The organism is Actinopolyspora lacussalsi (genome assembly GCA_030803735.1).
Lineage (GTDB): Bacteria > Actinomycetota > Actinomycetes > Mycobacteriales > Pseudonocardiaceae > Actinopolyspora > Actinopolyspora lacussalsi.
Map to the genome: position 1 here is coordinate 1,167,096 of JAURUC010000001.1, position 22,670 is coordinate 1,189,765.

At 65.4% G+C, this 22,670-nt stretch carries 17 protein-coding genes; 12 read left to right on the top strand and 5 right to left on the bottom strand.

Annotated elements, in window-relative coordinates; translation table 11 throughout:
• The first annotated feature begins 209 nt into the window (after positions 1–209).
• The 9 genes from J2S53_RS05135 (at position 210) to J2S53_RS05175 (ending at position 12,739) form a co-directional block, all read left to right on the top strand.
• Positions 210–4,487, top strand: coding sequence for a ThuA domain-containing protein (locus tag J2S53_RS05135; protein ID WP_456239993.1), 4,278 nt, complete (start codon positions 210–212; stop codon positions 4,485–4,487).
• A gap of 137 nt (positions 4,488–4,624) precedes the next feature.
• A complete protein-coding gene (locus tag J2S53_RS05140) occupies positions 4,625–5,809 on the top strand; it encodes an inositol-3-phosphate synthase (RefSeq protein WP_456239994.1) in 1,185 nt (394 codons plus the stop codon).
• On the top strand, positions 5,806–6,696 hold the full coding sequence (locus tag J2S53_RS05145; protein WP_456239995.1) for an SCO3242 family prenyltransferase: 891 nt from the start codon (positions 5,806–5,808) through the stop codon (positions 6,694–6,696). The genes J2S53_RS05140 and J2S53_RS05145 overlap by 4 nt, the downstream gene beginning before the upstream one ends.
• Positions 6,693–7,601, top strand: a complete 909-nt coding sequence (locus J2S53_RS05150; RefSeq protein ID WP_456239996.1) for a sugar phosphate isomerase/epimerase family protein — start codon at positions 6,693–6,695, stop codon at positions 7,599–7,601. Before J2S53_RS05145 ends, J2S53_RS05150 begins: the two co-directional genes overlap by 4 nt.
• Positions 7,598–8,269: an EboA domain-containing protein gene (locus tag J2S53_RS05155; protein ID WP_456239997.1), complete on the top strand. Its 672-nt coding sequence runs from the start codon at positions 7,598–7,600 to the stop codon at positions 8,267–8,269. Before J2S53_RS05150 ends, J2S53_RS05155 begins: the two co-directional genes overlap by 4 nt.
• Positions 8,269–9,129 carry a TatD family hydrolase gene (locus J2S53_RS05160; RefSeq protein WP_456239998.1) on the top strand — a complete coding sequence of 287 codons (861 nt, stop codon included), beginning with the start codon at positions 8,269–8,271 and terminating at the stop codon, positions 9,127–9,129. The genes J2S53_RS05155 and J2S53_RS05160 overlap by 1 nt, the downstream gene beginning before the upstream one ends.
• Before the next feature lie 2 nt (positions 9,130–9,131).
• Positions 9,132–10,295 carry a metabolite traffic protein EboE gene (gene eboE / locus J2S53_RS05165; protein ID WP_456239999.1) on the top strand — a complete coding sequence of 388 codons (1,164 nt, stop codon included), beginning with the start codon at positions 9,132–9,134 and terminating at the stop codon, positions 10,293–10,295.
• Positions 10,292–11,704, top strand: a complete 1,413-nt coding sequence (locus J2S53_RS05170) for an alkaline phosphatase family protein (protein ID WP_456240000.1) — start codon at positions 10,292–10,294, stop codon at positions 11,702–11,704. The genes eboE and J2S53_RS05170 overlap by 4 nt, the downstream gene beginning before the upstream one ends.
• A 24-nt stretch (positions 11,705–11,728) precedes the next feature.
• A complete protein-coding gene (locus J2S53_RS05175) occupies positions 11,729–12,739 on the top strand; it encodes a sugar phosphate isomerase/epimerase family protein (protein ID WP_456240001.1) in 1,011 nt (336 codons plus the stop codon).
• 265 nt (positions 12,740–13,004) lie between these two features.
• Here J2S53_RS05175 and J2S53_RS05180 read toward each other — a convergent pair whose 3' ends face one another.
• Positions 13,005–13,964 carry a ScbA/BarX family gamma-butyrolactone biosynthesis protein gene (locus J2S53_RS05180; protein ID WP_456240002.1) on the bottom strand — a complete coding sequence of 320 codons (960 nt, stop codon included), beginning with the start codon at positions 13,962–13,964 and terminating at the stop codon, positions 13,005–13,007.
• Positions 13,965–14,138: 174 nt separating this feature from the next.
• Here J2S53_RS05180 and J2S53_RS05185 point away from each other — a divergent pair, with 174 nt between their 5' ends.
• A complete protein-coding gene (locus J2S53_RS05185) occupies positions 14,139–15,167 on the top strand; it encodes an MDR family NADP-dependent oxidoreductase (RefSeq protein WP_456240003.1) in 1,029 nt (342 codons plus the stop codon).
• 37 nt (positions 15,168–15,204) lie between these two features.
• Here the strand turns inward: J2S53_RS05185 and J2S53_RS05190 are convergent, their stop codons facing one another.
• The 3 genes from J2S53_RS05190 to J2S53_RS05200 all read right to left on the bottom strand — a co-directional run bounded on the left by J2S53_RS05190 (position 15,205) and on the right by J2S53_RS05200 (position 18,106).
• The gene (locus tag J2S53_RS05190) at positions 15,205–15,867 is read right to left on the bottom strand and encodes a ScbR family autoregulator-binding transcription factor (protein WP_456240004.1); all 663 of its coding nucleotides are present in this window, start codon (positions 15,865–15,867) and stop codon (positions 15,205–15,207) included.
• 84 nt (positions 15,868–15,951) lie between these two features.
• Positions 15,952–16,638, bottom strand: coding sequence for a ScbR family autoregulator-binding transcription factor (locus tag J2S53_RS05195; protein ID WP_456240005.1), 687 nt, complete (start codon positions 16,636–16,638; stop codon positions 15,952–15,954).
• Between the two features lie 211 nt (positions 16,639–16,849).
• Positions 16,850–18,106 carry a glycosyltransferase gene (locus J2S53_RS05200; protein ID WP_456240006.1) on the bottom strand — a complete coding sequence of 419 codons (1,257 nt, stop codon included), beginning with the start codon at positions 18,104–18,106 and terminating at the stop codon, positions 16,850–16,852.
• A gap of 430 nt (positions 18,107–18,536) precedes the next feature.
• Here J2S53_RS05200 and J2S53_RS05205 point away from each other — a divergent pair, with 430 nt between their 5' ends.
• The gene (locus tag J2S53_RS05205; protein WP_456240007.1) at positions 18,537–20,156 is read left to right on the top strand and encodes an ATP-binding cassette domain-containing protein; all 1,620 of its coding nucleotides are present in this window, start codon (positions 18,537–18,539) and stop codon (positions 20,154–20,156) included.
• A 145-nt stretch (positions 20,157–20,301) separates the two neighbouring features.
• Here the strand turns inward: J2S53_RS05205 and J2S53_RS05210 are convergent, their stop codons facing one another.
• A complete protein-coding gene (locus J2S53_RS05210; protein WP_456240008.1) occupies positions 20,302–21,732 on the bottom strand; it encodes an FAD-binding oxidoreductase in 1,431 nt (476 codons plus the stop codon).
• A gap of 317 nt (positions 21,733–22,049) precedes the next feature.
• Here J2S53_RS05210 and J2S53_RS05215 point away from each other — a divergent pair, with 317 nt between their 5' ends.
• On the top strand, positions 22,050–22,274 hold the full coding sequence (locus J2S53_RS05215) for a hypothetical protein (protein WP_456240009.1): 225 nt from the start codon (positions 22,050–22,052) through the stop codon (positions 22,272–22,274).
• Positions 22,275–22,670: the final 396 nt, after the last annotated feature.

Here is a 22,670-nt window from a genome sequence, read left to right on the forward strand (position 1 = left end):
TCCTCGCTCCTCGCGACGGTCCGGCATCGCCCCGGAACGAGAATCGGGAACCGGCCGTATCGGAAATGCCGATTCCGGTAAAGAAAATCTGTCGCGCAACCAGTATTCGAAACCGAAGCAGCATGCTGTCTACAGAGGGAGACACCGTGCCACCGTTATTACGTAGAGCGTTAGCGGCGACATTCAGCACGATACTTCTCGTCGGAACCATGATCGCGTTCGGCGCGCCCGCCGCCGCCCGGTCCGACGACTCCACGACCGCCGCGAACAACACCGAATCCGCGGCGGATGTCACCCCGAAGCACCAGGAATTCAACGTACTGGTGTTCTCGAAGACCGCCGGTTACCGACACGGTTCCATCCCGGCCGGAATCGAGGCGGTGAAAGAGCTCGGCAACGAGCACCACTTCGGAGTGACCGCTACCGAGGACGCCTCGGCCTTCACCTACGACAACCTCAAGCAGTACGAAGCGGTCGTGTGGTTGTCCACCACCGGTGACGTGCTCAACGGGGCGCAACAGGCGGCCTTCGAGAAGTACATCAACAACGGCGGCGGTTACGCCGGTGTGCACGCGGCGGCGGACACGGAGTACGACTGGTCGTTCTACGGCGACCTCGTCGGGGCCTACTTCGACTCGCACCCGGCCGTTCAGGAAGCCACCGTCAACGTCACCGACTCCGAGCACCCCTCCACCTCCCATCTACCGACGGAATGGAATCGCACCGACGAGTGGTACAACTACTCGCCCAATCCGCGCGAAGACGTGCACGTGTTGAGCACGCTGGACGAGTCCACCTACGACGGTGGCTCGATGGGCGAGGACCACCCGATCAGCTGGTGTCAGCCCTATCAGGGTGGCCGTTCCTGGTACACGGGAATGGGACACACCACCGAGTCCTTCTCGAACCAGAACTTCCTGGACCATCTCGCGGGTGGTATTCGGACCGCGGCGGGCGCCGTCTCGGCCGACTGCGGCGAGGCCGCAGCGGAGGGGACTCTCAACCAGGTGACACTGGCGAAAACGGCCGACGAGGTCGGCGAGCCCATGGGCATGGCGGTACTGCCGAACGGTGATGTGCTGCACAGCGAACGCCAGGGCACGCTGTACTACACCACCGCGTCCGGCAACACCGAAGTGGCTGGCGACATCCCCGTCTACACCCACGACGAGGAAGGTCTGCAGTCGCTGGCGATCGACCCGAACTTCGAGCAGAACCGGTGGGTCTACCTCTATTACGCTCCCCCGTTGAACACTCCCTCGGGAGATGCCCCCGCGACTGCCGACGATCCGGCGACGTTCGAGGAGTGGCAGGGGTACAACCAGCTGTCGCGTTTCAAACTCGCTCAGGACGGCTCCCTGGACATGACCAGCGAGCAGCAGATCATGCGGGTGGACGCCACCCGCGGCATGTGCTGTCACGTGGGCGGGGACATCGCCTTCGGCCCCGAGGGCTCGCTGTATCTGTCCACCGGGGACGATTCGAACCCGTTCCAGTCGAGCGGTTACACCCCGATCGACGAACGTGGCAACCGCAACCCGGCATTCGACGCGCAGCGCACCTCGAGTAACACCAATGACCTGCGTGGCAAGGTGCTGCGGATCGACGTCGCACCGGACGGTTCGTACAGCGTCCCGCAGGACAACCTGTTCGCCGGGGACAACAGCGACAAGACCCGCGACGAGATCTACGCGATGGGTTTCCGCAACCCCTACCGGATCTCGGTCGATCAGCGGACCGGCACTGTCTACGTGGGCAACTACGGTCCCGACGCCGCAACCGCCGATCCGCAACGCGGCCCGGCGGGCATAGTGGAGTACGAACGGGTCACCGAGCCCGGCAATCACGGTTGGCCGTACTGCGTGGGCGACAACAAGGCCTACCACGACTACGACTTCGCCACCGGTAACTCCAACGGCGAGTTCGACTGCGCCAATCCGGTCAACGACTCCCCCAACAACGACGGACTCACGGAACTTCCCACCGCGAAGCCCGCGTGGTTGCCCTACAATGACGACTCGGTTCCCGAGCTCGGCTCGGGCAGCGAGTCACCCATGGGCGGACCGGTCTACAACTACGACGCCGACAACCCCTCCACCACGAAACTGCCGGCCTCCTACGACGGCAAGTTCTTCGCCTACGAGTGGGGACGAGGCTGGATCAAGACGATCACTCCGGACTCGAACGGTCAGCCGTCGCGGATCGAGGACTTCTTCTCCTCGATGACATTGACCCGTCCGATGGACATCGAGTTCGGTCCGAACGGCTCGCTGTACGTACTCGACTACGGCAGTGGGTACTTCGGCGGCGCCGAGGACTCGGCCGTGTACCGGATCGACTACACCCGTGACGGACGAGCCCCCACCGCACAGATCTCGGCCGAACCGACGAACGGTCAGGCGCCGTTGGAGGTCGACTTCTCGTCGAAGGGATCCTCGGATCCGGACCAGGGTGACTCGCTGAGCTACGCGTGGGACTTCGACGGGGACGGGCAGACCGACAGCACCGAAACCAACCCCACGCACACCTACACCTCGGACGGCGAGCACACCGCCACGCTGACCGTCACCGACCAGACCGGCAAAACCGGTTCGGCCAGTGAAACCGTGGTGGTGGGCAACACCGCTCCCAACGTGACGTTCCAACGGCCCACGGCGGGCAAGGTGTTCGAGTTCGGGGACACGGTCAACTACGAGGTCTCGGTCACCGATCCGGACGGCACGGCGGTCGACTGCTCGAAGGTGCACGTGGAGTACATCCTGGGCCACTCCACCGGCAACGACTCGCACGGGCACCCGTTGAGCGAGGCCAACGGCTGCAGCGGGACTATCGAAACCTCCAACACGGACGGCCACCAGGGCGCCGACATCTACGGTGTGCTCAACGCCAGCTACACCGACACCTCGCCCACCGAGCAGGCGCCCGACCTGACCGGTTCCGCCGAGATCATCATGCAGCCCGCGAGCAAGCAGGCGGAGTTCTTCGAAGACAGCGACGGCGTGCAGCTCGTGGAGGACAGTGCGGGTGCCGAGGCCGGCGCCAGGGTCGGGCACATCCAGTCGGGTGACTGGATCTCGTTCACTCCGTACAACCTCGATGGGATTCGCTCGGCCACGTTCCGGGTCTCCTCGGGCGGTCCGGGTGGCACGATCGAGGTGCGTTCCGGTGCACCGGACGGACCGGTGGTGGCCACCGCCGATGTACCCAACACCGGCGGTTGGAGCACCTACACCGACGTCGGCCCCGTTCCGGTGACCGATCCGGGTGGCTCGAACGAGCTGTTCCTGGTGTTCACGGGCAGCGGTTCGGGTGGTCTGTTCGACGTGGACTCGATGCACCTGAGCCCCGATGCCGCGCCGAACTGCGAACCGGTGCAACCAGAGCAGGGCTACACCAGTCTGTTCGACGGCACCGCGGCCAGCATGAACGGCTGGAAACAGGCCGGTCCCGGCGGATTCGAGCACACCGCGAACTGCACGTTGCGCTCCACCGGCGGCATGGGACTGTACTGGCTGGGTGACCGGCAGTTCACGGCGCCCTATTCGCTGAAGCTCGACTGGAAGCTGTCCGACCAGGACAACTCCGGGGTGTTCGTCGGCTTTCCCGACCCGGGCGACGATCCCTGGTCGGCCGTCAACAACGGGGAGGAGATCCAGATAGACCCCACCGACGCCCCGGAGAACCAGACAGGGGCGATCTATGACGAACAGGCTCCCGACCAGGAGAAACGCGACGCCGCGTTGAACCCGGCCGGTGAGTGGAACACCTACGAGATCGTCGTGACCGAAGAGTCGATCACCGTCCACCTCAACGGTGCGCGGATCACCCACTGGGTCGACGACGACCAGAACGTCGATCTGAGCAACGGTCACATCGGGCTGCAGAACCACAGTGACGAGGACACGGTCGCCTTCCGCAACGTCCGTGTCGACGAGGGCATCGACGTGACCGCGCCGAAGGTATCGGCCGTTCCCTCCCCCGCCGATCCCAACGGTGATCCGCACGGCGAGTACGCGGGAACCTACAACACTCCCGTGAGCGTCACCCTGGAGTCCTCGGACAGCGGGTCCGGGGTGGCGACCGTGGAGTACCGCCTGGACGAGCAGGGCTGGACCGACTACGCGGAACCGGTGACCGTGCGGGGAGCGGGCGAGCACACCGTGCGGTACCGGGCCACGGACGAGGCGGGTAACACGTCGAAGGTGGGCACGTTCAACCTCGAGATCAGGCCCGACTCCTGTCCTGGTTCGGACCTGCGGAAAACCGTGGTGATCGGCTCCGACGACACCGGCGTCACCAACAGGGACTCCGGGAACGGTTGCACGATCAACGACCTGATCGACGAACAGGCCGGCTACGACGATCACGGGCGGTTCGTGTCCCACGTGGATCGGGTGACGAACGAGCTGCTGGCGGACGATGTCATCTCCGGACGTGACAAGGGTCGGATCATGAGCGCCGCCGGGCGTTCCGACATCGGCGAGTGAGTTCCGGTCCCGGTCTCGCACCGCGCGGGACCGGGACCGTGCCACCTGGCGAGTTCCGCCGCCGGACGGATGTTGCCGCACCCGTCCGGCGGTCGGGGCGTGCCGAACGGATCGAGGCGAACGAGGAGGGCCGTCCATTGACGAGTCCCGACAGCGACGGACGTACCGGGGTCTGGCTCATCGGCGCCCGGGGATCGGTCGCGACCACGGCGATCACGGGCGCGGCGGCACTGCGCGACCGGCTGATTCCCCCCACCGGCTGCGTCACCGAATCACCGGAACTCATGGACCCCGCGATGCCCGGATTCGACCGACTGGTGTTCGCCGGGCACGACATCACCGACACGCCGCTACCGAAGCGGGCCGAGCAACTCGAGGCGGGGGGCGTGCTGCCGCGCGGACTGCGCGAACTGGTTCACACCGATCTCACGGCCGCGGACAACCGGATCCGGCCCGGCATCGGTACCGCGGACGAACGCCACGACCAACTGGAAGCGGCCGAACGGCTGACCCAACAGCTGTGTTCCTTCCGGGAGTTGTACGCGCTGTCGCGCGTCGTGGTGATCAATGTGGCCGCCACCGAAGCCCACCCACCGTCCCGGCGGGAACACGCCGACCTCGAAGAGCTGGAGAACGGCCTGCGGCATCCCGATCCGGCCGAAGGAGGACCACTTCCGCCGAGCTCGCTCTACGCCTACGCGGCCCTGCGAGCGGGCTGTCCGTACGCCGACTTCACGCCCTCCGTCGGAGCTCGGTTACCAGCGCTGGATCAGCTGGCCGCGGAACAACGGGTGCCATACGCGGGCAGCGACGGCAAAACCGGCGAGACACTTGTCAAAAGTGCGCTGCTGCCGATGTTCTCCAGCCGCGCGCTACACGTCCGGTCCTGGTCCGGCACCAACCTGCTCGGCGGCGGTGACGGACGCAACCTCGCCGACCCGAACAACGTGACCAGCAAAACCACCTCGAAACAACGTGCCATCGGCGAGTCGCTGGGGCATCCGGTCGACGGGGACGTGCACATCGACTACGTCCCCGCTCTCGGCGAATGGAAAACCGCCTGGGACCACATATCCTTCGAGGGGTTTCTCGGCAACGGCATGAGCATGCAGTTCACCTGGCAGGGCTGCGACTCCGCCCTGGCCGCACCTCTCGTACTCGACCTGGCCAGGCTGCTGGCACGGGCACACGAACGCGGGCACTACGGTCCGCTCCCCCAGCTCGGCTTCTTCTTCAAGGATCCGGTGGCCTCGGAAGAGCATCGGTTGGTGGCCCAGTTCGAAGCGCTGCGTTCCTTCGTCGAACGACTCAAGGAGGGATGACAGTGCGAATTCGGACACTGGTGGAACTCGTACGCGCTCCGGCCGCGCTGTCCGTGCCCGGCGACGTAGCGGCCGGATCCGCCGCACGACGCCCGTCCAGTCAGACGACGATGCTGATGTTGTCCTCGTGCTTGTTGTACTGGGCGGGCATGGCGCTCAACGACTACGCCGACCGGGAGGTCGACGCGGCTGAGCGACCGGCGAGGCCGATCCCGTCCGGCCGGGTTCCGCCCGGGCTCGCGCTGGGCCTGGCGATCTCGTTCACCGGCTTGGCCACGACGATCGCCGCGCTCTCCTGCGGCAGGCGAACCCTGCGCGTCACCGTACCGCTGGCGGGCACGGTCTGGGGCTACAACATGGGATTGAAACGGATTCCGGCCGGTCCAGCCACGATGGCCGCCGCGCGCGCACTCGACGTGCTGCACGGCGCCGGCCCCGGTGGTTTCCGCGACGCGGCACCGGCGGCCGCCGCCATCGGTGCGCACACCTACGGCGTCAGCACGGTGGGGCGTGCGGAGGTCAGCGGAGCGTCCCGACGGGTTCCCGGGGCCGCGTTGACGATGACGACCACGATCGTCTCAACGCTTCTCCCCCGAGCGATCCGGATGACCGCGGTAAGAGGTCCGGAATCGCGGCACCGCCTCGTCGGGGCCACGATGTCGGCGGCACTGGCCGTCTACGTGGGCACGACCGGGACGGCTCAGTTGAAAGCTCTCCGCGACCCGAGCCCGGCACGACTGCGACAAGCCACCAGTGCCGGAATTCTCGGGATGATCCCGCTGCAAGCGGCGCTGACCGCGGGGGGAGGAGCTCCACGGCGGGCGGCCACCGTCCTGACGCTTTTCCCGATCGCGCGACGACTCTTCGGACGGGTGTCACCGACATGAGTGAAATCGGTTCCTTCCCCACAAACGCGACGGCGCTGCCGAAACACTCCGGCTCCGAGCGGACACTACGTTTCGGATACGGCACGAACGGATTCGACAACCACCGGCTGACGGATTCGCTGGAGATCCTGGCCGAGCAGGGCTACGACGGAGTCGCGGTAACACTCGATCACGACCATCTCGATCCGTTTCACCCTGACGTGGCCGAACACACCGCGCGGTTAAGACGAGATCTGGAACGACTGGAACTCGACGCGGTGGTGGAAACGGGCGCGCGCTATCTGCTCGATCCGCGACACAAGCACCATCCGACGCTGCTGTCGGAACCCGGCCGAGCACTGCGTCTCGACCTGCTGCACCGTGCGGTACACATCGCGGCGCAACTGCGGGCCGGGGTCGTCTCGTTCTGGAGCGGCACGAAGCCCTACCACCTCGACGACGAAACGGCGTGGTCGCTGCTGGTCGAAGGTTGTTCGGAGGTTCTCGACACCGCTGCCGAGTACGGCGTGAAGCTGGGGTTCGAGCCGGAACCCGGCATGTTCGTCCAGGACCTGGACGGTTTCGAACAGCTGGCGGCGAAGTTGAACCACCCCGAGCTGTTCGGGGTGACGCTGGACATCGGGCACTGCCGCTGTCTGGAACCCGTGGACGTACCGGCGTGCGTACGCCGTGCCGGCCCGGACCTGGTCAACGTCCAGATCGACGACATGCGACGTGGCGTGCACGAACACCTGGAGTTCGGCGAGGGCGACATCGATTTCCCACCGGTGATGGACGCGCTGCGCGAGGTGGGCTACCGCGGTCTGGTCTCCGTGGAACTACCCCGACACAGCCACGCCGCGCCCGCCGTGGCACAGCGCTCGCTGCGTTTTCTTCGGCAGGCAGCCACGGAGGTGACAGCATGACCGCTCCGAATCCGGCCGAACTGCGTGCCGCGCTCGACGAGCGGATCGACGAGACCGCGGGACGCTGGTTGGACGAGGCACTGACGGACATCGCCACGGAGGTACGTGCGATCGGCACGCTCTTTCCGGCAGCGGGCAGGAAATGCGGTCGTGGCCCGCTCGTCGACGATGCGGCCGAGTCCGGAACACTGCGGAACTGGAACAGCGAGGACGCGGTGCGCGCGTTGCTGCTGACGGCGCTGCCGTCGACGGGTGCCGAGCTGGGAACGGAGATCAGCGCGCTGTACCGGTACGGCGATGCCGCGGAGAAACGCGGCGTACTGCGAGGTGCGGGTGTGCTCCGGGAGGAACCGGAGCTGGTGGATGCCGGGCTGCCGTTGGTACGGGACGCGTTGCGCAGCAACGACACCGGCCTGATCGCAGCGGGAATGGCCGAGTTCGGCGCCCGTCATCTCGACGCACCCGCTTACCGGCAGGGCGTGCTCAAGTGCGTGTTCCTCGGAATTCCACTACGGGACGTCTCCGGAGTGCGGGAACGTGCCGACGCCGAGCTGGCACGCATGCTCACCGACTACGCCAGGGAGCGCAGCGCGGCAGGACGGGAGATACCCAACGACGTGTGGCTGGTCGTGGACCCGGCACAACCCCACCCCGCCGAGGAGGCATGATGCGCATTTTCGACCCGCACATCCACATGAGCTCGCGGACCACGAACGACTACGACGCGATGTACCGGGCAGGAGTGAGGGCCCTGGTCGAGCCTTCCTTCTGGGTGGGGCAGCCACGCACCTCGGTGGGAACCTTCGTGGACTACTTCGACGGCCTGATCGGATGGGAACCGTTCCGGGCTTCGCAGTACGGTATCGCGCATCACTGCACCATCGGTCTCAATCCGAAGGAGGCCAACGACCCCAGATGCCGTGACGTACTGGAGGTACTACCCCGTTACCTGGCCAAGGACGGCGTGGTGGCGGTGGGCGAGCTCGGTTACGACGCCATGACCGCCGAGGAGGACGATGCCTTCGCCGCTCAGCTGGAACTGGCCGCCGAGCACGAGTTACCGGTGCTCGTACACACCCCGCACCGGGACAAGGAGGCCGGGACGCGGCGCAGCCTCGATGTGATCCGGGAGTCCGGCATCCCCGTCGAACGTGTCGTCGTCGATCACCTCAACGAGGTGACCGTCGAAGCCGTGGCGGAATCGGGCTGCTGGATGGGGTTTTCGATCTATCCGGACACCAAGATGGACGAGGACCGGATGGTTCGGATAATGCGCGGGTACGGCGTGGAACGGATGCTGGTCAATTCGGCGGCCGACTGGGGCAAGAGCGATCCGCTGAAAACGAGCAAAACCGCGCACGCGATGCTGGCCGCCGGTTTCGAACCGGCCGCGGTTGACACTGTTTTCTGGTCGAACCCGGTCGGATTCTACGGGCAGAGTGGTCGACTGCGCACGGAGACATCCACGCTCGGGGACGGTGACGGCACCACTTTCGCGGGAAACTCCATCGAACGCGGGAAACGGTGATCATGCGATTTCGTCATCGTGACGGATCAACCGTACACCTGGCCTACTGCACCAACGTGCATCCAGCGGAAGACCTCGAAGGCATCATCGCTCAGTTCGACCGCTACGCCGTACCGATACGCCGGAGGCTGGGCGTCGAACGGCTCGGGCTCGGACTGTGGTTGGCACGGGACGTGGCCACCGCGTTGGTCGAGGACGACACCGCGCTGGCCCGACTGCGCACCGAGCTGCTGGCAAGGGGCCTGGAAGTGGTGACGCTGAACGGTTTCCCCTATCGGGGCTTCCAACGAGCGGTGGTCAAACACGCGGTGTACCGGCCCGACTGGTCCGAGCGCGCGAGACTGGACTACACACTCGACTTGGCGAAACTACTGTCCCAACTGCTACCCGAAGACGTCACCAGCGGCAGCGTGTCCACACTACCGCTGGGATGGGGCGCGTGGTGGTCGAAACACCACCACAACCGAGCCCTGGCACATCTGACCGAACTGACGGACGGGCTCGCTCGACTAGCCGCGCGGGAGGGACGTTCGGTGCGGGTCGGGTTGGAGCCCGAGCCGGGGTGCGTGTTGGAGACGACCGATCAGCTCGTTTCCGCGCTGTCCGGAACGGACACCGAGCACCTCGGGATCTGTCTGGACACCTGCCACGTGGCCGTGGCGTTCGAAAACCCGCACCGAGCGCTGCGACGGCTGCGCGAAGCCGGCCTGCCGGTGGTCAAAACGCAGGCGTCCTCCGCGCTGCGGGTGGACAACCCCGGCGACCCGGTGCAACGTGCGGAGCTGACCTCCTTCGTGGAACCCAGGTTTCTGCATCAGACCCAGCAGAGCGGTGACGGGGTCCGGCGTGCCGTCGATGATCTGGATTCGGCGCTGGCAGGCGAACTCTCGGAAGACCAACCGTGGCGGGTGCACTTCCACACTCCGCTGCACACCGATCCGAGTGCCTCGCTGCGTGGGACGCATGACGTGCTCGGGGAGACACTCCGCTCGTTGCTCGGCGACAACACGGCACACACCCGCCACGTGGAGGTGGAGACCTACACCTGGGACGTACTCCCGGGCTCGGGAGATCACTCCGCGAGCATCGGATCCGGGATCGCGGCCGAACTCGACTGGGCCCGGAACCGACTGCTCGAACTCGGACTCACGGAGGAAGGTCGATGAATCACACAGCCGAGGCACGTACTCCGGTACTGCTGCTGGACGTGGTGGGTTTGACCCCCCGACTTCTCGAACACATGCCCAATCTGGACCGAATAGCGCGCCGTGGTTTTCGAGCCGAGCTGAAAACCGTGTTCCCCGCCGTCACCTGTCCGGTGCAGTCCAGTCTGCTCACCGGACGACATCCCGGTGACCACGGCATAGTCGGTAACGGCTGGTTCTTCCGTGACATCGGTGAGGTCTTCTTCTGGCGCCAGTACAACGGGCTGGTGCGCGGCGAAAAGATTTGGCAAGCGGCACGCGAGCGGGATCCCGGCTATCGGGTCAGCAACGTCTGCTGGTGGTACGCGATGGGGATGGACGTCGACGAGACCGTGACCCCTCGTCCCGTTTACCACGCGGACGGGCGCAAGTCGCCGGACTGCTACACCTACCCAACGGGACTGCGTGACGAGCTCACCGACAAGTTCGGGACCTTTCCGCTGTTCAACTACTGGGGACCGACCGCTTCGATCGAGTCCAGCCGTTGGATCGCCGAGGCCACCGGCCACTTGCTGTCCACTCGCGGTTCGGACCTGACGATGGCCTACATCCCACACCTCGATTACGACCTGCAACGCTACGGCCCGGACAGTCCCCGAGCCGCGGCGGCGGCACGGGAGGTGGACAGGGCGTTGGCTCCGTTGCTGAACCGCGCGGAAGCGCAAGGAGTCACGGTGCTGGCCCTGTCGGAGTACGGCATGACAGAGGTGAGCAGGCCGATCGACATCAATCGCGCACTGCGGCGGGAACGACTGCTGCACGTACACACTCAGGCGGGCATGGAGTACCTCGATCCGTGGAGTTCCCGTGCCTTCGCCGTCGCGGATCATCAGGCGGCGCACATATACGTCCGGGACGCCGATGATCTCGCCAGGGTACGTGACGTCGTCGGTGCGCTGCCCGGTGTCGACGAAGTTCTCGACGCCTCGGGCAAGAAACGGTACGGCATCGATCACGAACGTGCCGGTGACTTGGTGGCGGTAGCCGAACCCGACTCGTGGTTCAGCTACTACTACTGGTTGGACGACGCACGGGCCCCCGATTTCGCCACGCACGTGGAGATCCACCGCAAGCCCGGCTACGACCCGGCCGAACTGTTCATGGATCCCCGCGACCGGCTGGTCAGGTTGCGCGCGGCGACAGCGGTGGCCCGCAAGAAACTGGGACTGCGGTACCGGATGAACGTGGTACCGCTCGATCCGACCCCGGTTCGCGGCAGTCACGGCAGGCTCGCGGACAGCCCCTCCGACGGACCGGTGCTGTTGTGCTCCGACGAACGCTTCGGCCGGGAGAGTTACCACGCCACGGAAGTCAAGGACCTGTTGCTCGAGCTCTCCGGCCTTCGCGAACCGCGACTGACAACGAGTTGAACACCACCACGGGAAAGGATGATCATGCCCCGACCGATCACACTGTTCACCGGCCAGTGGGCCGACCTGCCGTTCGAGGACGTGGCCAAGCTCGCCTCGGAATGGGGCTACGACGGCCTGGAGATCGCCTGCTGGGGTGATCACTTCGAGGTGGACAGGGCGCTCGCGGAAAAGGACTACGTACGGCGGAAACGAGAGGTGCTGGAAAAGCACGATCTGAACTGCTGGGTGCTGTCGAACCACCTGCTCGGCCAGGCCACCTGCGATTATCCGATCGACGAACGACACCGGAACATCCTTCCCCCGGAGATCTGGGGGGACGGTGATCCCGAAGGTGTTCGACAACGTGCCGCGGAACGGATGCGGGACACGGCGAGAGCAGCGGCCGAGTTCGGTGTGGACAAAGTCGTCGGTTTCACCGGCTCTCCGATCTGGTACACGGTGGCGATGTTCCCGCCGACTCCCGACGAAATGGTGCAGCGTGGTTACCAGGAGTTCGCCGACCGTTGGAACCCCATTCTCGACGTGTTCGACGAGTGTGGTGTCCGGTTCGCGTTGGAGGTCCATCCCACCGAGATCGCCTACGACTACTGGACCACGGTTCGTACTCTCGAAGCGGTGGACCACCGATCCGCACTCGGACTGAACTTCGATCCCTCGCATTACGTGTGGCAGGGCTTCGATCCGGTGACTTTTCTGTGGGACTTTCAGGACCGCATCCTGCACGTCGACTGCAAGGAGGCGCGTGTCAGGAGCAATGACGGCCGCAGTGGAGTGCTCGGCTCACACCTCCCCTGGGGGGATCCCAGACGTGGCTGGGATTTCGTGTCCACCGGGCACGGCCACGTCCCCTGGGAGGACTGCTTCCGCACGCTCAACACGATCGGCTACGACGGTCCGATTTCCATCGAATGGGAGGACGCGGGCATGGATCGGCTGCGGGGAACTCCCGAAGCGCTGGAGTTCGTGCGAAACCTGAACTTCACTCCGCCTGCGGCGTCTTTCGATGCCGCTTTCGGTTCCGAGGCGCAGTAGGGCCTTCCGGTTTCACGTGGCGAAAACTGTCAGTCGCCATTTCCGGGATACCAACTCCAAAACCGACTTGGCAAACCGACTGCGCGGTTTGCCAAGTCCTTCCCGGTCAACCCCGCCACACGACCGCTGTCGAGCGCGCCCGTGAATTCTTCCCGCCGCATCCAAGGACACTCCCGTGTCCTCGACGCGCGAGGCAGGACCGCAACAGGGTGGACGGCACACCCGACCAGCCGACCGAACTCTGCCGCGGAGCCTCGCCGAGCGATCATCGCCGCGTTTCGTCGGACAATCGCCGGACCAGTACGGTCGAGTCGACCGCGACCCGCCCTTCCTGTTCCAGAGTCACCCGCACGGTGTCCCCCGCGATAGGTTCGTCGTGGACCCGCACGAAACACGACCGTCCCAACTCGATGTAACTGTGGAAGCGGGTTCGCATACCCACCGGCAGCACCGTGTCCGGGCAGAATTCGGAGCGTACGGCTTGGCGCGCCGCTTCCAGGGCGGTCATTCCCGGAACATGATCGACCGGATGATCGAACAGCACCGGATGCGTACGTCCGTCCCGCAGCAACCAGGTACGTTCGTGAGGCGTCGGCGCCAGCAGCACGTCGGACGGACAATCACGACCGACCCGCCACGGCGGAACGGACTCCGGAAGTTCCGCCTGATCCACTGTATCGGTGAAGTCGTCACAGCCTGCCCGAATTCGCGCGTAAGCCGCGGGGGATATGCAACTGTACGGCAGCGTGACCCTCCCGACGAATACCCCGTCACGATATCCGTGCACGTGCATATTCGCCCCGGCGAATGTCCTACCCCGCCATTTGACGTTTTCGCAGTGAATTTCCAGTACGATTTGGGCGGGAGTATCGGCAAGACGAAGCGCTTCCGGCTCCACCTCGTAATCCAATGTGTCCATTATGAACTGGTGTCCGTAGGGAACGCCGAAGCCGGCGTGTCCCACGACCAACCCTGCCTGCCGCGCCGCCTCCGCGAACAGGAGAGGATCGTGACCACCCGCGACCGGCCCGTAAAGGGCGTGCGCACGAGGTAACTGTGCCCCCAGCACGAAATCGTTCTCGCCGCGTTCACCGAAACTGGTAACCAGAACCTCGGTGTTCGCGGCACGATGGACCCAGCGACGTGGCAGACTCTGCTCGAACGAGACGGTTGGTTGCTCACGGGACTCTTCGGTGACGGTGTCGGCGACGATACTGCTGGTCATAAGGCCCTCCACAGCATTAAAGATACCTACCGTGCGGTTTGAAATCCCCCTCGCTGAGCATAGAGACCGGTTAGTCGGTTTTTCAAGAGTGTAGTGAGTAGTCTTGAAGGGAAACTTCGGTCAGCCGGCTCGCCGTTCGGGCCCGCCGGTTCGACGATGATTGGTGGTGTTGCGGTGACTTCCGGACCAACGCTCGTGCCCGTGGAACCGAACCGGGAAGTACATCTCGGCGAAGCGACGGGAATGCCACTCACCTCGGAACACTTCCGCGTGATCACCACGGCGGTGCCTCGCCCCGGCACGGGCGAAGTTCTGGTGCGCAACAGGCTCATGGCGGTGACAGCGGCGATGTGCACCATGATGGTCGCCGAGGACCTCCCGATACCTTCCTATCGGCGGGGGAGTCCACTGTGGGGCGCCGCCATCGGCGAGGTCGTGGCCGCGGGGCCGGCGAGCGATATCGAACCCGGTGCCCTGGTAAAGCACGGACTGGGTTGGCGCGACTACGCACTGCTGAAAACGACGGCGGTCGAGTCGATAGAGCCCACCGACGCACACGACCCTGGAGCACTGCTCTCGCACGGTGCTCCCGCCTGGGCCGCGTTGCGCAGGGTCGCGCGGGTCGGAAACGGGGACACGGTCTTCGTGAGCGGAGCGGCCGGTGGCCTCGGCACTCTGGCCGGACAGATCGCGCGACACCTCGGCGCGAAACGAGTGCTGGGAAGCACCGGCTCACCGGAGAAGGCCGACCGGCTGCGTCGAGAACTCGGTTACGACGAACTCGTATTGCGGAACGAGACCACTGTCACGAATCAACTGCGACTGGCCGCGCCGGAGGGTCTGGACGTCGTCTGCGACACCGTGGGCGGCGAACAGCTCGAAGCCGCGGTGGAAAACGCCAACACCGGGGCACGTGTGGCGCTGCTGGGAGCGCTGTCGGGCCAACTCGGTGGGGACGGACTCAGCGCGCCGACCCGCTTGGACTCCGCACTGCTGATCAGGCGGAGGATGGAAATCCGGGGTGTCTCGCTACGGGATCACGCGGACGCGGAACGGGAGTGGACCCGCGTGTTCGTGGACGGTCTCACCGAAGGGGCTTTCAGCTTTCCGCACACCAGGCTGTACGGACTCGAACGAGCCCCCGAAGCACTTCGTGAACTCGTAGCCGGCGAGCACATGGGGACCGTACTGGTGGAGCTCTGAGAGCTCCGCCGAGTGAGGGCGTTCAGGCACAGCGGGATCACGAGGACGCGATGTCGGTGGCCTCGTGCTGCTGGGGAATACTACCGAAGTCGTCGAGATCACCGACACCGTCCGGTTCGATTCGTGCCAGCACCCCTGGAGTCGCGATTCCGGGCAGCAGATGACGCCACAACGTGGCAACCCGGTCACACACGTCCTCGCGGTTGGTGGCGGCCTGCGAGAACAGCTGAACGCCCAAGTAGGAGGCGACGAACATCTCCGCTGTCTCCACCGGGTCGACGGAGGGCAACACTTCCCCGCTCTCCTTGGCGGAGGAGAACATCGAACGGAACACACTGGTCCACTGCTGGTACGGAACGATCGGTTCCTTGGCGAACCCTGTCTCCACGGCGATTCGCGTACCCGCCTGCAACAACGGATCGGACTGCAACGCCCGGGCCACGCGCTGCGAGAGATCGACCGCGTCCTGCAACCGCGAACTCGTCACCGGCACGGTCGATATGTTGGTCTGCTCCTCGATCACGGCCTCCGCCAACGCCTGCTTGGACGGGAAGTGGAAATACATCGCCCCCTTGGTCACTCCGGCGTGAGCGAGGATCTCCGCGATCGTCGCCCCTTCGTAACCACGTGCGGCGATCACCTCGGCCCCGGCCCGCAGCACCAGTGCCCTCGTCCGCACCGCGCGTTCCTGCTTAACCAAGCTCTCCTCCAGTACGTTGCCGGACCACCGACATCCCTACGTCAACGACCGGGACACGTCGGACTCACTGTTTCGGTCAACATATCAATCCAACCGGGCGGTACTTTTCAGTGCTGAACCACTGTGCGCCTCGGAACCGAGTCGCCACTCGGACAGCACCTCCTCCGAGGAGCCCGTAACCGCGACCGCTTGCTCACGCACATGCAACAGCATGTGCCAGATGCGGTCCACACTCCCCTCGTTCCACCATGCGGGATTGTTTCGCGCCAGGATCTCCAGGCCCACCGTGGCCGAGACCAACAGACCGGCCCCCGCCTCGAGGTCCATACCGCTGGGCACCTCGCGCTGGTTACGAGCTCGCACCAACAAGCGATACACGACCAGCCACCAGTGGTGGTACGGATCACCCGACAACCGGCTGCTGACATCCGTCTCCCGCGCCAGTCTGATCATCGCACGGGCGACCACGTCACGGCGGAGAGTACGCACGAGGACCCCACACAACAGAGCCAGCGTGTCCAACGCCGAGTGGTACCAACGATAGTTCTCGGCCACCACTTTTCCGAGTCTCGCGATCCCGGCCTCGTAAACGGCGTCCGCGAGCTGCTCCTTGGTATCGAAATGGAAGTACAGTGCCCCCTTCGAGACGCCGGCAACCGCCACGATGCGAGTCAGTGTCGCGTCCCGCACACCGTCACGTTCGACCACCTCGGCAGCGGCGTGCACCACCCGACAGCGGGTGTGCTCGGCCCGCTCCTGCCTCATCGCCATCACGACATGCTCCCTGTCTCGTCTCTAATAAAACCAACTAAGCGGTTTAAATATTTTCACTGTACTGCCGACGGACAGGAAGAACCAACGGCCGAACAGGCACAGGCGAAGTGAACACTCTCCGTGTCCTCGCGTGATGCGGGGCAGAACGCGCCCACGAGGTGGGCGACGAGGCCGGCCGACAACGAACGAGAGCGTGCGATGAATTTCATCACACGGGTTCGTCCCTCCTTCGGGTCCGTACTGAACCGAACCGCGAGGTCTCCGCCCGACTCAGCCGTACATCTCGGAAAGTCGTTCCACCACAGCGGCGGAATCCGGCGCCGCGGCCATTTCGGCCGCCAGGTAACGCGCCGCCCGCACCGCGGCCGAATCGCCGAGCAACTCCTCCCCCGCCGTGACAACCGTGTCCATGGTCGTCCTCGGACATTATGCTGCGCCCCGCCCCAGCGGTTACTACGCTCGCGGCGTTGTCGAACTGATCAGCACCCTGCGACAGCAGCAACTGCGGAACCGCGGCGGCGAACGCGGTCAGCGTGGTGCCCGCGCCACCGTGATGCACCGCCAGATCCAGCCGAGGAATCAGATGGGCCTGCGGGAACCAGGACCCGACCGTGACGTTGTCCGGCAGACCTTGGAGCGTCTCGGTACGCACCCTGGGACCTGTCGAGACGAGCAGGTCCACGTCGAACTCGGCGATCGCTCGCGCGGTCGTGCGCAACACGTCGGCGCTGCCGAAAGCGGTTCCCAGCGTCAGATAGACGAGCGGACGATCACGCGGTCGTGCGGTTACCGCTTCGGGTAGTTCACCGGATTCGGCGAAGGGGCTCGCTCGTATATCGATCCGCCGGGGAAGCGCGAACACCGCCGGATCCTGCAGGGACGATGGGAAGACGTCCAGATAAGTGTTCCCGAGGGTCCCGAGATCGTCGGCGGGAGCGGAAACCCCCAGTTCATCGGCCAGCTCCAGCAACGGAGCCCCGAACGCGGCCGTGAAGCCCCCCGCGAGTTCCCTACCGAATCCGTGGCGAACAGCCGGTACCCCCTCGAGCTCAGCGGCCAGCGCGGCCCCCGGGTTACCGGTTTCGTAAACGACGAGGTCGAATCGACGGGAGCACAGCAGAGTACGGATGTCCGAGACGAAACGACGCGGCAGCACACAGCCGAACAGCTGCCCCACGACCCGGTCACGTTGCTGTGCCGGGAGACCGCCGGGGATGGCTGGGTCGCCGAGGATGGCTGGGTCATCGGTCTCGAGACGGTCGTCACGGCTCACGACCGCCTCGAGAGCGTCGAAGACGGGTAAACCGGCCTCGACGAACTCGGCACCCGCCGCGTGAACGGCTGCTCGTAGCTCGACGCCGGTGGCCACGACCACTTCGTGTTCTGCCTCGCGTGCCGCCGCGGCGAGAGGCAACAGCGGAAAACAATGCCCGTGCGCCGCTATGGCGGAAAACAGGATGCGCACGCTGTCAAAACTAGTAGCCGAAGAACGATGTTGCCATCTTTTCACACGAGAATGGACTTTTCGAGTGGAGAACCAACACTCGAATGCGGGCCCGCGAGGCATGGCAGAACCACCGGAAACGTGTTGCCCCGCGGCTTCCGCGTCAGCACGATCGTGCGCCCCACCCGAGTCGATCGAAGCGCCGGATCGGGTTGTCCGCACGGCGAGCAACGACGTAGAATCTTGTCGGTTCTGCTGCCGTCGCGGGGAGGGAAAGTGCGCCGCTGAGGTCTCGAGACATCGCGTGCCCTCTGGTACGCAGTGACATGACCTCGGATCGTGTGCCATCCCGAGCCCAGTTGCGGTCTTCTTTCCGGCCCTCCCGTTGTGTGGTGGCGCGGTGTCTCCAAACGCCGGTTGATCGAGTCGAAAACTCTCTGGAGGCAGAACCATGTCCACACGCGACCGGACTCTCGTCGAATGCGCCGCCGTTTCCTTCGAGTGGCCGGACGGCACAGTAGTACTGCACGATCTCGACTGGTCCGTGGCAGCGGGACGAACCGGAGTCGTCGGTTCGAACGGAACCGGCAAGTCCACCCTGCTGGAACTGATCACCGGCGGGTTGTCCCCTCGATCCGGGACCGTACGAACGTCCGGTGAGCTCGGCTATCTGCCGCAACGGCTCACTTTCGACGAAACGGCGCGTGTGGCGGACGCTCTCGGCGTCACCGCCCGCCTGGCGGCACTGCGAACCATCGAGGCCGGGGAAGCCAGGGAGGAGCATTTCACCGCGCTCGGCGAGGAGTGGGACATCGAGGAACGCTGTCTGGGGATGCTGGACGGATTCGGTCTCGGGCATCTCCGGCTCGACAGCGTGCTCGGCGAACTGTCCGGCGGCGAGCTCGTCCTGCTGCACTTGGCGGCCCTGTTGTTGCGACGGCCGGAAGTGCTGCTGCTGGACGAACCGACCAACGATCTCGACCGAAAGGCACGGCGCCTGCTCTACGAAGCGGTTCGCTCCTACGAGGGTGCGCTGGTCGTGGTCAGTCACGACCGTGAGTTGCTCGGACTGATGGATCGAATCGTGGAACTGCGTGAGGCGACCGTGCACAGTTACACCGGGAACCTGGCCGACTACGAGGCAGCGGTGGCCGCTGAGCGGGAAGCGGTCGAACGATCGGTCCGATCGGCCGAGGCCGACGTGAAACGGCAAAAGCGCGAACTGGTCGAGGCACGCGAGAAAGCGGACAGACGACGTTCGCGGGGTGCACGGATCGCCGCCGAGAACCGCATGCCGCGGATCGTGGCGGGGCAGCGAAAACGGGACGCGCAGGTATCGGCGGGTAGGAATCGTATCCTGCACGAACAACGGCTCGAACAGGCTCGGCGACAGCTGGCGGATGCTCGGGAACAGGTCCGCGAGGAGGAGAACATTCGGGTGGATCTCCCCGCCACCGCCGTGCCCAACGGCCGTCGAGTGCTCTCGGTCCGGCAGGCCGAGTTGCGCAACGGGGTCTCGATTCCGGAGCTGGAGCTGTGTGGCCCGGAACGGGTGGCTCTGACCGGGCCGAACGGCGCGGGCAAATCCACCCTGTTGCACACCGTGGCCGAACTGTTGCCGGTGGAGCACGGTGCTGTCGAGGTAAACGTGCCACTGCGCTACCTGCCGCAGCGCCACGAGGTACTCGACGAATCGCTTTCGGCAGCGGCCAACGTCGCACGGCTGGCTCCCGGAGCGACGGACAACGAGATTCGGGCCCGGCTGGCACGTTTCCTGTTCAGACAACAGCGCGCGGATCAACCGGTACGCACTCTTTCCGGTGGGGAACGGGTCCGCGCCGCCCTGGCCGCACTGCTGCTGGCGCAACCGGCTCCGCAACTGCTGTTGCTGGACGAACCGACCAACAACCTCGACATGACCAGTACCCGCGAACTGGCCGAGTCGCTCGCGGGCTACGAGGGCGCGCTCGTGGTGGCCAGCCATGACTCGGCGTTCCTGCGTGATCTCGGTATCACCAGGTGGTTGTGGTTGGCGGGCGAACTGACGGATACGGATCCCGACCCGCTGTGACGCCGAGAGGAACGAGTGCGGATCCGGTTCGGGTGGGCAAGGGTTCCTGTCGACTCGCTTCCGGATCGCACTCGCCCGGCGGAGCCTCCCGCCCGCCACCGACGGGAAGGCCCGACCTCGGATGAGCTCCCCGAAGGGGTCCCGCTCATTCCGGTGGAATGTTGGAATTCGAGCGGAACAGGTTGTCGGGATCGTATTCGGTCTTGAGCCGCGTCAACCGACGCAGATTCGTCCCGAACGCGGCCCGGCGCACCGACTCGTCGACCTCCGTGTCACCGCTGAAGTTCAGATAGGTTCCCGTCGCCGCGGGTAGCTCGGCCGCTTCGGCAACGGTCTCCCTCACCCATTCGGTAACCCGAGCGCTGTCCGACGGGTCGAACCAGTTCCCGTCCACGCTGAGCATGTAGTCAGCATGCCGGTCCCCGAAAGCAGTGGCCTCGGCATCGACACGCTTCATGGCACCACCGAGCAGTGGAAGGTGCACCATCGTCCACGGATGCGGCCGTTGCCGCGAACGACGCAGTACCAGTTCGACGACGTCGTCGGTCAGTTCGTCGAGGTATATCGACTTCCAGTAGCTGAGCAACTCGCCCTTGGGGAAGAACACGTCGAACGAGGACTGCGCGAGGCGGTACGGTGCGGGGCCGCTGAGATCGGCCACCGGCGTACCGAACCGCGCGATCGGGTCGAGTACCCGCTGCCCGCTCTCCACGTCGCCCGCGTACAACGCCGCGAGGATGAGCACGTCCCTGTCGTGCAGTTCCGGAGGCAACGTCGGGTCGGCGGGCATGGTCCAGAACAGCGCTCTCGTCGTCACCTCGTCCGGAACCGTGTCCGCCCAGTCCCGCCATCGCCGGAACAGCGCATCGGCATCGCCCGCGTCGTAGATCACGGTGGAGTCCATCACCGTGGGGCCCAACGGGTGAGCGTCGAACTCGAAGGCGGTGACGATCCCGAAATTCCCCCCACCACCGCGCAACCCCCACATCAGCTCGGGGTAATGCTCGTCGTCGGCGTGCACCACTCGACCGTCGGCGGTGACGAGCTCGACCGCCCGAAGGTTGTCGCAGGTGAGGCCGTACGCACGGTGCAGCCAACCGATCCCGCCACCGAGGGTGAGTCCTCCCACCCCGGTGGTGGACACGATTCCACCGGGCACCGCCAGCCCGAACAGCTGCGCTTCCCGGTCGACGTCGCTCCAGGTCGCACCGCCCTGGGCACGTACCACTCCGCGCCGTGGATCCACCGACACGGCACGCATCCCGGAGAGGTCGATCAGCAGACCGCCCGCACAACTGCTGTGACCGGCCACACTGTGCCCACCTCCCCGAACCGCGACCAACAACCGACGCGCGCGGGCCAGCTCCACGGCGTCGACGACGTCGGCCGTTCCGTGACAGCGCAGCACGAGACCGGGCTCGCGACGAAACACACCGTTCTGCACCACGCAGGCCTGCTCGTACTCACTGTCCAGGGGACCGATCACCGAGCCACGGAAATCGGCCCGGAAGTCACGCAACGTATCGTCCGAGAGGATGGTCGGTTCCGGTGTGAGTGTTCGCAGTTGTGTGGGCATGATTTTCTCCGACGATCCCGGCGAATCGATTTCCGCGTTCGCCCGTGCGAAGCCACGACCGCTTGGCGGTCCTCGATCCGCTCGTACTCCGACTCCGCCACGCGCGTGCGCCGCGTCCTGCCGTCGCCAGTCTGCGCTCACCGCCGGTACGGCCGATACGGACGAATGACACTTGGGAGTCATCGCCGAACGGCCCGCTCGCCTCCCGAGCGAGACATGTGCGTCGGCGTCTCGCCGCGTTGGGCGGGCTCCTCAGCGGCCCCGAACTCACGTATGCTGCGCACTCGCGATTGCAACCGCCGTCCGAGCGAGGTTCGATGAATTCCCGAAGGTTGACCTTCGTGCTCGTGCGTACCGGAGTCTTCCTGGTCGTCGGGCTGGTGCTGTTCACCGTCATCGGTTGGTCACCCTTCGCGGCTACCGCGGTGGTTCTGATCGCCGCGGCGATGGCGGTACAGCTCGGTGGCGTAGTGTGGCTGCGCCGCACCGAACGGGCGCCGGCCGAGCGGGTGGAAAGCCACCGCACCGGATCGAACGACTGATTCCGCCACACCTCTACCGCGGCAGTGCTCGTTCGTGGGCCTGAAAGCCGTGGGGTCGTGCCCGCTCGACGGATACCGGCGGCGTCCAGGCGGGTGGACCAGCCCCTGCCCGCACGGATCGACCGGGATCGCGACTCCCTAACACCATTCCCCGGCAGGGGTTTTCCGACCGGGGTTACGCCCGGAATATCGGCTTTGCGACACTGGCGGGTCGCGGCTCGAACAACGGACTTCTTCCCCGGACAGCAAGCATCTCTTCCGCTGACGGGCAACACATGACGTTCGGGAACGCGCGGCGGCCGAGGCCGATACACCCGGAAATTGGCCCTTACACCTTCGAATACGAACACAGGTAGGTCGTGGTTACCAAGCAGATTGAGCAGCCTAGTCACGTAG